This window comes from Halopseudomonas xiamenensis, from assembly GCF_014219065.1.
GTDB lineage: Bacteria > Pseudomonadota > Gammaproteobacteria > Pseudomonadales > Pseudomonadaceae > Halopseudomonas > Halopseudomonas xiamenensis.
The window spans coordinates 85,903-98,117 of the sequence record NZ_JACLGO010000002.1; the positions used below are offsets into that span (position 1 = coordinate 85,903).

At 64.1% G+C, this 12,215-nt stretch carries 9 protein-coding genes; 4 read left to right on the forward strand and 5 right to left on the reverse strand.

Annotated features, from left to right (window positions below; all coding sequences use genetic code 11):
* Positions 1-35: 35 nt before the first annotated feature.
* From H6X51_RS01765 to H6X51_RS01775, 3 genes are all read right to left on the reverse strand, one after another.
* Positions 36-1,445, reverse strand: coding sequence for an efflux transporter outer membrane subunit (locus H6X51_RS01765; protein WP_185265804.1), 1,410 nt, complete (start codon positions 1,443-1,445; stop codon positions 36-38).
* Positions 1,438-4,590: an efflux RND transporter permease subunit gene (locus H6X51_RS01770; protein WP_185265805.1), complete on the reverse strand. Its 3,153-nt coding sequence runs from the start codon at positions 4,588-4,590 to the stop codon at positions 1,438-1,440. The genes H6X51_RS01765 and H6X51_RS01770 overlap by 8 nt, the downstream gene beginning before the upstream one ends.
* 83 nt (positions 4,591-4,673) lie before the next feature.
* A complete protein-coding gene (locus tag H6X51_RS01775; protein WP_185265806.1) occupies positions 4,674-5,825 on the reverse strand; it encodes an efflux RND transporter periplasmic adaptor subunit in 1,152 nt (383 codons plus the stop codon).
* 326 nt (positions 5,826-6,151) lie between these two features.
* On the opposite strand from H6X51_RS01775, the gene H6X51_RS01780 reads away from it, so the two are divergent.
* Complete coding sequence (locus H6X51_RS01780; protein ID WP_185265807.1) at positions 6,152-7,123, forward strand: AraC family transcriptional regulator; 972 nt, start codon at positions 6,152-6,154, stop codon at positions 7,121-7,123.
* 50 nt (positions 7,124-7,173) lie between these two features.
* Here the strand turns inward: H6X51_RS01780 and H6X51_RS01785 are convergent, their stop codons facing one another.
* Positions 7,174-8,571: a sensor histidine kinase gene (locus H6X51_RS01785; protein WP_185265808.1), complete on the reverse strand. Its 1,398-nt coding sequence runs from the start codon at positions 8,569-8,571 to the stop codon at positions 7,174-7,176.
* On the reverse strand, positions 8,568-9,236 hold the full coding sequence (locus tag H6X51_RS01790; protein ID WP_185265809.1) for a response regulator: 669 nt from the start codon (positions 9,234-9,236) through the stop codon (positions 8,568-8,570). Before H6X51_RS01790 ends, H6X51_RS01785 begins: the two co-directional genes overlap by 4 nt.
* Positions 9,237-9,485: 249 nt before the next feature.
* Here H6X51_RS01790 and H6X51_RS01795 point away from each other — a divergent pair, with 249 nt between their 5' ends.
* The 3 genes from H6X51_RS01795 to H6X51_RS01805 are packed head-to-tail and all read left to right on the forward strand — an operon-like array spanning position 9,486 to position 12,214.
* A complete protein-coding gene (locus H6X51_RS01795; protein WP_235991208.1) occupies positions 9,486-10,679 on the forward strand; it encodes an OprD family porin in 1,194 nt (397 codons plus the stop codon).
* 46 nt (positions 10,680-10,725) lie between these two features.
* Positions 10,726-11,706 carry a Bug family tripartite tricarboxylate transporter substrate binding protein gene (locus tag H6X51_RS01800; RefSeq protein ID WP_185265811.1) on the forward strand — a complete coding sequence of 327 codons (981 nt, stop codon included), beginning with the start codon at positions 10,726-10,728 and terminating at the stop codon, positions 11,704-11,706.
* A 52-nt stretch (positions 11,707-11,758) separates the two neighbouring features.
* On the forward strand, positions 11,759-12,214 hold the full coding sequence (locus H6X51_RS01805) for a tripartite tricarboxylate transporter TctB family protein (protein WP_185265812.1): 456 nt from the start codon (positions 11,759-11,761) through the stop codon (positions 12,212-12,214).
* Position 12,215: the final 1 nt, after the last annotated feature.

The window sequence follows — 12,215 nt, forward strand, 5'->3', positions numbered from 1 at the left end:
TCTTTGCGCATCCGCGGCCCGGCTTTTGCAGCCACCTAACCCGCCGCAGGCGCCCCCGCCAGCGAACGATAGACATTGACCATCGCCAGGGCCATGTCGGTCCGGCTCTGCACCAGGCGGTCGCGCATGGCCGTCAACTCCTGCTCCGCAGCGAGCAGCTCGAAATAACCGATAAAGCCCTGCTCATATCGATCACGCGCCTGCTCCACTGCCTGGGTGGCGGCCTCGGTAGCGTCCTGCAGCAGTGCCACCCGTTGATGCGACTGCTGGTAGCGCAGCAGCCAGGTCTCGGTTTCTTCCAGCGCCAGCAGGACCGTCTGCCGATAGTCGGCCAGCAATCCGGCGGACTGCGCATCCGCGGCATCAATACGGACCCGCACCTGCGCCCGGTCGAGGAAGCTCCAGTCAATGCCCAGCGCTACCCGCCCGCTCCGCGCCCCGGCGCTGAACAGGTCCGAGCCATTGCCGGCCAGCGAGCCGAGCAGTGCGCCCAGCGTGAAACGCGGGAACAGGTCGGCGCTGGCGACACCGATACGCGCGCTGGCCGCCGCCAGCCGCCGTTCGGCGGCCTGGATATCCGGTCGCCGGCGCAGTACCTCGCCGGGGCTGCCCGCCGCAATCGCCGGGGTACGTTCCGGCAGGGCCGCCGGCACTGTCAGCAGCGAGACCAGCGTGGTGGGCGCCTGGCCGGTCAATACACCGATCCGGTGCATGGCTGCGCCGATATCGGCGTTCAGTTGAGGAATGATTGCCCGGGTGGCATCCAGTTGTGCACGTGCACGCACCTGATCAAACAGCGTGCCGCGCCCGACCTCCAGGCGCGCGCTGACGATATCCAGCGAGGCCTGCTGCAGGCTGATGTTTTCCTCGGCCACGCGCAGCTGCTGTTGCAGGCCTCGCAACTCGAAGTAGCTGGCGGCCAGCTGGCCAGCCAGTGCCACCTGCAATGCCTGCCGATCCGCGCCCGCGGCCTGCAGCTCGGCTTCACTGGCTTCGGTGGCGCGCCGCAAGCGGCCGAACAAATCCAGCTCCCAGCTGAGCATCACACCGGCCTGATACAGCTCCAGCCGCTCTTGGTCCGGCTGACTGCGCTCCACTTCCGCCAGCCGCTGTCCAGATACCCCAGCGCCGGCGGTCACGCTCGGCAACTGCTCACGCCGGGTGCCGCGCAACAGCGCCTCGGCTTCCTGATAGCGGGCCAGGGCCGCCTGCAGGCTGTGATTCTCCGCCATCGTCTGCTCGATCAAGCGCGCCAGCAGCGGGTCTGCAAATCCCTGCCAGAACAACTGCTCATTGTCCGGCGCTGGGCTGTCCCCAGCCGTCGCGGCTGCCTGGTCATGGGTAAAATGATCCAGTTGCGGTGATGCGGGGGGCTGGTAGTCGGGTCCCACCGCACAGGCGCTCAACAGCACAGCAATTGACAGAATGCTTGCGAGCTTATTCATCCGACTCTCCTGAGGGGTGTTCGCCCCGTTTGGCCAGGGTTCTCAAGGCCACGTAAAATACCGGCGTCAGCAACAAGCCGAACAGGGTCACGCCGATCATCCCGGTAAAGACCGTGATGCCCATGGCGTTACGCACCTCCGCCCCGGCTCCAGAGGCCACCACCAGCGGCACCACACCGGCAATGAAGGCCACCGAGGTCATGATGATCGGGCGCAGGCGTAGACGGCTGGCTTCCAGCGCGGCACTGACGGTGTCACGTCCCTGGATCTCGAGTTCGCGAGCGAACTCGACAATCAGGATCGCGTTCTTGCACGCCAGCCCCATCAGCACCACCAGTCCGACCTGAACGAAAATATTGTTGTCGCCACCCGCCATCCAGACACCGAACAACGCCGCGAGCAGACACATCGGCACGATCAGAATCACCGCCAGCGGCATGACCCAACTTTCATACAGGGCGGCGAGCACCAGGAACACCAGCAGCAATGCCAGTGGGAAGACGACCATTGCCGCATTGCCCTGGGTCACCTGCTGAAAGCTCAGGTCGGTCCACTCCAATGTCATGCCCGCCGGCAACACCTGGTCAGCGACCTGAATCACCGCCGCCAGGGTCTGGGCGGAGGACAGCATGGCCGGGTCGGACTGACCGATCAGATCCGCAGCCGGATAGCCGTTGTACCGGATCACCGGGTCCGGGCCGAAGCTTTCGCGCAGCGTGACCATGGTATTGAGCGGCACCATCTGGTTATTCGCGTTGCGTGTATAAAGATGATCGATGTCGCTGGGATCATTGCGAAATTCGGCATCGGCCTGGGCCATGACCCGGTAGGTGCGACCAAACAGATTGAAGTCGTTGATGTACTGCGAGCCAAAGTACAGCTGCAGGCTGCCGAACAGGTCCTGCAGGCTGACGCCCTGCGCCTTGGCCTGCATGCGGTCCACCTCGGCATCCAGTTGCGGCACGTTGGCCTGATAGGAACTGAACGGGTAGAACATGCCAGGTGTTTCACTCAGTGCCAGGGTCAGCGCATCGGTGGCGGTTTGCAGTTCACCATAACCGGCGCCGCGACGATCCTGTACATACAGTGAGTAACCCGAGCCCGCACCCAACCCGAACACCGGTGGCGGCATGAAGGTAATGGCGAAGCCTTCATTGATGCCGCCCAGCTTGGCGTTGATGTCATCGGAGATCGCCTGGGCGGTGCGGTCGCGATCCGCAAAGTCGTCGAACACCATGAACACCGTACCTACATTCGGCGTGTTGGTGCCCTGCAGCGCGTTGAAGCCGACAAAGGCCAGCGCGTCGGCAACGCCCTCGGTTTCCAGCGCCAGCTCACTGACCCGCCGCGCAACCGCTTCGGTACGGTCCAGCGAGGCGCCTTCGGGCAGGCGAATACTGCCGATCAGGTAGGTCTTGTCCTGGGTCGGAATAAAGCCGCCAGGCACCTGATTGAACATCAAGGCGGTGCCGCCCAGCAGCAGCACATACAGCCCGAACACCAGCCCCCGGCGGCTCAGACTGCGGCCCACCAGCCACTCGTAACGCTGGGCATTGCGCAGGAAGAAACGGTTGAACGGGCGGAAGATCCAGCCGAACAGGCGATTGATGATGCGCGCGGGCAGATCCGGCGCCGCACCGTGGGGTTTGAGCAGGTTCGCCGCCAGCGCCGGCGACAGGGTCAGCGAATTGATCGCCGAGATCACCGTGGCGATGGCAATGGTCATCGCGAACTGACGGTAGAACTCGCCGGTGATGCCATCCAGAAATGCCATGGGCACAAATACCGCGCAGAGCACCAAGCTGATGGCGACGATAGGCCCGCTCACTTCCCGCATCGCCTGGTGCGCCGCGGCCAGCGGCGCCAGACCCTGTTCGATATTGCGCTCGACGTTTTCCACCACCACGATGGCATCGTCCACCACGATGCCGATGGCCAGCACCATGGCGAACAGGGTCAGCGTATTGATCGAAAAACCCATCAGCAACAGCACCGCAAAGGTGCCGACGATCGACACCGGCACTGCCAGCAGCGGAATCAGCGAGGCGCGCCAGGTCTGCAGGAACAGGATCACCACCAGCACCACCAGGGCAACCGCCTCAAGCAGCGTCATGATCACCGCCTTGATCGAGGTGCTGACGAACACCGTCGGGTCGTAGGCGATTTCCCAGTTCAAGCCCTCGGGGAAGTCCGCCTGCAGCTCGGCCATCTTGTCGCGTATCGCTGCCGACACCTCAAGGGCATTGGAACCGGGCGCCTGGAAGATCGGCAGGGCTACCGCCTGGCGCCCATTGAGCAGCGCCCGCAACGCATCCTGCGACGCGGCCAGCTCGATGCGTGCCACATCCTTGAGCAGCATCACTTCACCCTGTTCTCCGGTCTTCAGCACGATGTTGCCGAACTCTTCAACCGTTTCCAGCCGCCCCCTGGCATTGATCGGAATCAGCATATCGGAGCCATCCGGCATCGGCGGCGCACCTATCTGCCCGGCCGAGACCTGGATGTTCTGTTCGCGCACCGCGGCGCTGATGTCACCAGCGGTCACCCCCAGCGACGCCGCACGTTGCGGGTCTATCCACAGGCGCATCGCATAGTCACCAGCGCCAAACAGACCTGCCTCCCCGACGCCGGGGATGCGCGCCAGTTCATCGCGAATGTGCAGCACCGCATAGTTGCGTATATAGGTCGCGTCCAGGCTGTCGTCCGGTGAGGTCAGGTGCACCGCCATCATCAGGTTGGGCGACTGTTTCTGGGTGGTCACGCCGAGCTGGCGCACATCTTCCGGCAACCGCGGCAACGCCTGGGATACCCGGTTCTGTACCTGCACCTGGGCCTGGTCGGGGTCGGTGCCCAGCGCAAAGGTCACCGTCAGCGCCAGACTGCCATCGCTGCCTGCCACCGACTTCATGTAGATCATGTTCTCGACGCCGTTGATGGCCTCTTCCAGTGGTGTGGCCACGGTTTCGGAAATGGTCCTGGGATTGGCCCCCGGATAACTGGCATTGACCAGCACACTGGGCGGCACCACCTCGGGATGCTCGCTCACCGGCAGCAGCGGAATGCTGATCAGCCCGACGACGAAGATAATGATCGACAGCACCGAGGCAAAAATCGGTCTGTCTACGAAGAAGCGCGAGAAATTCACGGCAAAGGCCTCCCGGAGCGCGTCTGCAAGACGCGCCCGTATTCAATGGGGCTGGAAAGGTAGTAAGTAGGAGCGCCAGCGCCTCAGCGGGCCAGGGCAACCACCGGTGCCGGGGCGCGGCGCATCTGCACCCACTGCGGTGCCACTTCGATACCCGGGCTGGCAATTTTCTGCAGACCGCTGACCACAACCCGGTCACCGGCGGCCAGACCTGCGGTAATCACCAGCAGGCCGTCCACCCGCCGACCGGTCTTGACGATGCGCCGCTCGGCACGGTTATCGTCGTTGAGCACATAGACGTAACGGCGATCCTGGTCGGTCATCACGGCTTTCTGATCGACCAGCAGGGCTGCCGCAGCAGCAGCTACCGGCATCTCCACCCGGGCGAATTGACCGGGGCGCAAGGCGCCGTCGGGATTGGCCACCTCGGCGCGGTATTGCAAGGTACCGGTACGGCTGTTGTACTGGTTATCGACGAAATCCAACTGCCCCTCATAGGGAAAGTCCTGCCCGCTCGCCAGCCCGATCCGTACCGGCACCGACGGGCCATGGGGGTTATCCTGCACAGTCTGCTGATCACTTTCGAAATACACATACAGCGGGTCGACCGATACCAGGGTTGCCAGCAACGTTGTGTCGGCCGTGGCAAGATTGCCGCGGGTCACCTGGGCACGGCCGATGCGACCGCTGACGGGAGCCCTGACCTGGGTATATTCCAGATCCAGCTGCGCACTCTGCAGCGCCGCAGCCGCGGCGTTGACCGCCGCCTGGGCCATGCTTCGGGCGGCATTGCGCTGCTCGAACTCCTCCCGGGAAATCGCCCGCCGCTCCCACAACTGCTCCGAGCGGGTTGCCTCGCTGCGCGCCAGGGTCAACTGGCTGCGCATGCGGGCCAGTTCGGCCTGCGCCAATTGCTCACGGGCCTGATATGGCCGCGGGTCTATAGTGAAGAGCACGTCACCCTGGTCAACTAATTCACCCTCCTTGAACGCCACCTGGTCGATGTAGCCGCTGACCCGCGGCCGCAGCTCTACCCGCTGGGGCGCCTCGACCCGGCCACTGAAAGCGCCCCACAGCGTCACCTGCTCGGCCTTGACCTCGGCCACCTCGACTGCAGGCGGTGGCGGCGTTGTACTATCCTGGCTCTGGCCCCGGGCATCGCAGCCGGCCAGCCCCATCAGCAGGGCTGCACCGAGCAAGGCCACTCTGGCTTGGTTGTAGGTTATTGCTTGCATAATCGTTCTCGCTTCCCCTCAGGGATCACTGGTCAGTCACAGCAGGCACAGGGCCTTGGTAGCGATGAACGATACGATCAGTTGCCTTGCAGCAGATAGCGCGTTACTGGCGCATGATTGCCTGATCCTATTTTTCCCGATTTATCAGCATGCATAGTCATGGCTGGAACAGTGCGCCCAGGAAAAATTTCAGCGTCTCTGCAGGTCACGATCAATGCAGGTTTGAGCGATCCTACTGGATCATTGCCTATTCCTGCAAAACGCAGCTGGAGGGCTTATGCCTTACCTGATCCTGTATATACTGCGTGCAGCCCTTGGAGGTCCGTATGAACACCGCCGCCTACTCAACCCCTGCAGTTGCCCCGTCAGAGCCGCCAGCCGAACCCATGTGCCGGCAACTGGCCGATCTGGTCTCAACCAGAGTCACCACGCAGGGCATCCACAAAACCAGCATTCCAGGGCTGGAGCTGTTTCGCATCGATGCCCCCTCCGGCTGCGTATCCAGCGTGTATGAACCGTCGCTGTGCGTTATTGCCCAGGGCCGAAAGACGGTCCAGCTGGGTGATCGCGAGATCGTCTATGGGGCACTCAGCTATATGGTTTCCAGCGTCGATCTGCCGGTCAATGGCCGCGTGATAGACGCCTCGGCAGAACACCCCTACCTGGCGGTGAAGATCAGTATCGATCCGGCGGAGGTGGCTGATCTGGTGCTGCAACTGGACGATGCCGAGGTGGCCAGGGAACAGACTGACTGCCCCTATTCCGCCTGCGGTCTGTGTGTCGCCCAGGTGGACCTGGGCATCCTTGATGCGATGACCCGCCTGGTTCAGTTGCTCGACTCGCCAACCGACGCCCGGGTGCTGGCACCATTGATCCAGCGCGAGATCATTTACCGCGCGCTGGTGGGCGAGATGGGCCCGCGCATGCGCGAGTTCGTCTCCGCCGACAGTCATTCACACCGCATCTCCCGGGTGATTGCGGTGCTCAAGACCCGCTTCGCCGAACCGCTGCGGGTGCGCGAGTTGGCGGAAAACGTCAACATGAGCGAATCGGCCCTGTATCACAGCTTCAAGCAGGTCACCTGCATGTCGCCGGTACAGTTTCAGAAGAAGCTGCGCCTGCATGAGGCGCGCAGATTGATGCTCAGCGAGGGCCTGGAAGCCGCTACCGCCAGCTACCGGGTCGGCTATGAAAGTCCCTCGCATTTCAGCCGGGAATACAGCCGCATGTTCGGTGCGCCACCACGTGCCGATGTGGTCAAACTGCGCGGGGAGGCACGCCTGCATCTGCCAGCCTGACCGGCAACGCACCCTCCCAACCGGCCACTGGCAACAGCGGCCGGTTTTTCTCATCTCCCCGGTTCGCTGGGGAAACGCACCCGCACCAGCAGCCCACCCAACCTGCCTTGCTCAAGACTGATATTGGCCCGATGGGCTCGACAGATCTCCCCGACAATCGACAAACCCAAGCCGCTGCCTTCGCCACCGTGCCGATAGAATCGCTCGAAGACCCTGGTACGCTCGGCCTCGGGGATACCAGGCCCGGTATCCTCGACTTCCAGAAAACGACCTGCGGCCAAGCGCAGAATTACCTGGCCGCCAACTGGTGTATGTGCCAGCGCATTGTCGATCAGGTTACCGAGCAGCTCCTGCAGCAGGGTCGGCTCGCCCCAGACGGTGAAGGGCTGCGATACCTCCAGCGCCAGTTCCACGCCGCGATCATAGGCCAGCGGTACCATGGCCATCGCCACCTCCTGCACCAGCGGCTGCATGGCGATACGTTCGGCGCTACCATCGGCTACCGCCCTGGCCCCGCGCTCGATGCGCGCCATGGACAACAGCCGGTTGGCCAGGGCGATGGTGCGGTCGGTGCTCCGTTCGGCATCCTTCAGCGCCTGGTGCCATTGCTCGGGGCGAGTGGAGCGTAGGCCGAATTCGATGCGCGCCTTCAGCGCCGACAGCGGCGTGCGCAGCTCATGCGAGGCCTCGGCGATAAAGTCACGCTGGCGCTCGAAGTTGTCCTTGAGCTGACTGGTGAAATGGTTGATGGCATCCACCAGCGGGCTGATCTCCCGTTGCAGCCCTTCGGTACTGATCGGGCTCAGGTCATCGCTGCGGCGCCCGGCCACCTCTTCCTTGACCCGGCGCAACGGCCCCAGCGCGGCGTTCACCGTCAGCCAGACCAGCAGCAGGGCGCTGATACTGAGCACGCCCAGGTTGATCAGCGAGCGATGCAGCAGGCTGCGCGCCATGCCTTCGCGGGCGTTCAGCGTTTCCGCCACGCGGATCTCCGCCATGCCATGCTCGTCACCGATGCGCACTGGCTGCAGCAGGCTGACCAGACGCACCTGCGCGCCGCGGTAATGGCCGTCGTAGAAGCGCGCCAGCGCCGGATAGTCACTGGTCATGGGGGTGCCCTGCGGTGGCGCCGGCAGGTCCTCGTAGCCGGAAACGGACAGCCCTTGCCGATCCAGCACCTGGTAGTACAGGCGGCCGGTGATGTCGTAGGCGAAGTTGTCCAGGGCGATATAGGGCACCTCCACCGATAACCTGCCCTCGGCGTCGAACAGGCGCTCGGCGATGCTCCGCGCCGAGGACAGCAGCGAACGGTCGTAGGCGGTATCGGCGGCGTTGCGCGCGTTCCAGTAGGCGCTGATCGCCGCCAATACCAGCAGCAGGCTGAGCATCAGCGCCAGCCGCACCATCAGCCGCCGGCGCAGGCTGCCGGCGCTGCGCCGGCGACTCATTCGCTGACTTCCAGCAGATAGCCCAGGCCGCGGAAGGTGACGATGCGCACGCCGCTGCCCTCGAGCTTGCGCCGCAGGCGGGAAATGTAGATCTCGATGGCCTCGGGACTGGCGTCCTGGTCCAGGCCGAACACCTTGCTGGCCAGCTGTTCCTTGTTCAGCAAGCGTCCCGGCCGGCTGATCAGGTTTTCCAGTACCGCATGTTCGCGCGAGGGTAACTGCAGGGGCGCATCGCCCAGGCTGAAGCGGCGGTCGGTCAGGTCATAGACCAGCGGCCCGCAACGCTGCTGGCGCTCGCCCCCCATCAGGCTGCGGCGCAGCAGGGCATTGACCCGCGCCTCCAGTTCGCTGAGTTCGAAGGGTTTGGCCAGGTAGTCATCGGCGCCCAGGTTGAGCCCGCGCACCCGGTCGCTGACCTCACCCCGCGCGGTGAGGATCAGCACCGCCAGGGTCTGGCGCCGCTCGCGCAACTGGCGCAACACCTCGAAGCCGTCCATGCGTGGCAGGCCGACATCGAGAATGGCCAGGGCATAGTCCTCACTGCGCAACGCCAGGTCGGCAGCCACACCGTCGTGCAGCGTGTCCACCGTCAAACCGCCCGCCTTGAGCGCGCGGGTCAGGCTGTCAGCCAGCTCCGGATCGTCTTCCACCAGCAGAATACGCACCGGCCCGTTCCTCCTAAGATCGTTTAACCGAGTTTACACCGCCAGTCGCGCTCCAGCAGTGGCAAGTTTCGATGACAGGTTGATGAAAGGTTTCCACATTAGGCTGCGGAACCTTACACCGAATATCACCCGATTCAGAGAGAGCGCACAGCGCTCCGTACAACAAAAATAATGGAGAAGCTGATGGCAGTTAGTTGCACACCCCTGTTATTGCGCGCAGCGCCACTGGCCCTGCTGCTGGGCCAGCCCATGGTGCAGGCCCAGTCCGACGACGGCTTCCTGGCCGGCAGCACGGCCAGCCTGGAGATGCGCAACATCTACTACAACCGCGACTTTCGCGAGGGCACCGGCCAGTCCAAGCGTGACGAATGGGCCCAGGGCTTTCTGCTCAACCTGCAGTCCGGTTATACCCGCGGCCCGGTCGGCTTCGGCCTGGATGCCCAGGGACTGCTGGGCATCAAGCTGGACTCCAGCCCGGATCGCACCGGCACCGGCCTGCTGCCGACGCATGATGACGGCCGCGCAGCCGATGAGTACGGCAAGCTGGGGCTGACCGCCAAGCTGCGCGCATCGCAGTCGCAGCTGCGGGTCGGCCACCTGATGCCGTCGCTGCCGACTCTGCGGCCGAACAACAGCCGCATCCTGCCGCAGACCTTCGAGGGCGGCATGCTGGAGGTCGGCGAGGTGGAGAATCTGGGTCTGTCGCTGGGGCGATTGACCAAAACCCGATTGCGCGACTCCTCGAATACCGAGGACATCGCACTCAACAGCAAGAACCGCCGCTTCGCCGGCGTGACGGCTGATCATTTTCAATGGGCCGGGGCGGATTACCAGTTCACTCCCGGCCTGGCGGGCAGTTATCACCTGGCACAACTGGAGGATATCTACCGCCAACAGGTCATGGGCCTGACCTACCGTCAGCCCCTGGGCGCCGGCAGCCTGCGTGCCGAACTGCGCGTGGCCGTGTCCGATGAGCAGGGCGCCGCCCGCGCCGGCAGCATCGACAACCAGGCCTGGCAGGGCGTGCTGGGCTACAGCCAGGCGGGGCACAAGCTGGCCCTGTCGTTGCAGAAGATGCGCGGGGACAATGCCTTCCCCTACATCGAGGGCAGCAACCCCAACCTGGTCAACTTCGTGCAGGTCAATGATTTCGCCGAAGCCGGCCAGCGTTCCTGGCAGCTGCGTTACGACTATGACTTCGCCCGGCTGGACATTCCCGGCCTGACGTTCATGACCCGCTATACCAGCGGTGACCAGGCCGAGCTCGCCGCTGGCGGGCAGGGCAAGGACTGGGAGCGCAACATCGAGCTGCAATACGTGGTGCAGAGCGGTGCGCTGAAAAATGTCGGGCTGCGCTGGCGCAATGCAACCTACCGCTCCAGCCATGCCCGCGACCTGGATGAGAACCGGCTGATCGTCAGCTATACGCTGGCGCTCCGCTAACCAAGCCTGATTGCTATTCTGATAACCTCCGAAGAGGAACTGCGACATGAAAACAACTCTGCGCACAGTACTGCTCGCCGTGGCCTGCCTGGGTCTGGCGGCCCCCGCCCTGGCCGATGAGCCACGCCGTCCGGAATGCATCGCTCCGGCCTCGCCCGGTGGTGGATTCGACCTGACCTGCAAGCTGGCGCAGAGCGCGCTGCTGGACGGCAAGTACATCAGCAAACCCATGCGCGTCACCTACATGCCCGGCGGTATCGGCGCCGTGGCCTACAACGCGGTGGTCGCCCAGCGCGCCGCCGAGGAAGGCACCATCACTGCGTTTTCCAGCGGCTCGCTGCTGAACCTGGCGCAGGGCAAGTTCGGCCGCTACGACGAGACCGCGGTGAAATGGCTGGCGGCCTTCGGCACCAGCTACGGCGCCATCGCCGTACGCGCCGACTCGGAGTTCAAGACCCTGGATGACCTGGCTGCGGCGCTCAAGGCCGACCCGGGCAAGGTGGTGATCGGTTCCGGCGGTACCGTCGGCAGCCAGGACTGGATGCAGACCGCAATGATCGCCCGCGCCGCCGGCGTCGATCCGCGCAAGCTGCGCTACGTGGCCATGGAAGGCGGTGGCGAACTGGTGACCTCGCTGCTCGGCGGGCACATCCACGTGGCCAGTACCGACATCTCCGACTCCATGCCGCATATCGAAAGCGGCGACATCCGCCTGCTGGCGGTGATGTCCGAGCAGCGCCTGCCGGGTGAGTTCAGCGAGCAGATTCCCACCGCCAGAGAGCAGGGCTATGACGTCATCTGGCCGGTGGTACGTGGCTTCTACATGGGACCGAAGGTCAGCGATGAAAAGTTCGCCTGGTGGAAGGATGCCTTCGACCAGATGATGGCGTCGGAGGAATTCGCCGAGTTGCGCAAAAGCCGCGAGCTGTATCCCTTCGCCATGAGCGGTGATGAGCTGGACGCCTATGTGAAAGAGCAGGTCAGCACCTACAAGGCACTGGCTGCCGAGTTTGGCCTGACCCGCTGACAGCTTGGTGCGGGCTGGCGTCCTGCCGGCCCGCCTGCGCGAGGATTCCCTTATGTATCAACGTCTGTTTACCGGCTTTCTGCTGGTGGTCTGTGCTGTCCTCGGCTGGATGGCCTGGGGCCTGGAAGCACCCTTTTCCTATGAGCCGGTCGGGCCGCGGGCCTATCCGCTGCTGCTGCTCGGACTGATTGCCGCCGGCGCGCTGCTGCTGTTCGTCAAACCGGCCCTGGAGGGCGGCGACTCCGCGGAGCCACCGCTGCCGCCGATCATGATTCCCAAGCTGCTGCTGTGCCTGGCGCTGCTGTTGGCGCTGGCGGCGCTGTTCGAGCGCCTGGGCTTCGTTCTCAGCAGCATCGCCTTCGCCTATGGTATGTGCCGCCTGTTCGGTGGTCGCAACCTGCAGGCGGTGGTGGTGGCGCTGGTACTGGGCATCGGCCTGTATTTCCTCTTCGATCGCATTCTGGATGTGCCGCTGCCGCTCGGCGTGCTGGCCGCCCTGGAGAACTGAT

Bases quoted from the DNA above. Each gene is read 5' to 3' on its own strand.
- H6X51_RS01765 (WP_185265804.1), bottom strand. From the start codon at position 1,445: ATGAATAAGCTCGCAAGCATTCTGTCAATTGCTGTGCTGTTGAGCGCC.
- H6X51_RS01775 (WP_185265806.1), bottom strand. From the start codon at position 5,825: ATGCAAGCAATAACCTACAACCAAGCCAGAGTGGCCTTGCTCGGTGCA.
- H6X51_RS01780 (WP_185265807.1), top strand. From the start codon at position 6,152: ATGAACACCGCCGCCTACTCAACCCCTGCAGTTGCCCCGTCAGAGCCG.
- H6X51_RS01785 (WP_185265808.1), bottom strand. From the start codon at position 8,571: ATGAGTCGCCGGCGCAGCGCCGGCAGCCTGCGCCGGCGGCTGATGGTG.
- H6X51_RS01795 (WP_235991208.1), top strand. From the start codon at position 9,486: ATGGTGCAGGCCCAGTCCGACGACGGCTTCCTGGCCGGCAGCACGGCC.
- H6X51_RS01800 (WP_185265811.1), top strand. From the start codon at position 10,726: ATGAAAACAACTCTGCGCACAGTACTGCTCGCCGTGGCCTGCCTGGGT.
- H6X51_RS01805 (WP_185265812.1), top strand. From the start codon at position 11,759: ATGTATCAACGTCTGTTTACCGGCTTTCTGCTGGTGGTCTGTGCTGTC.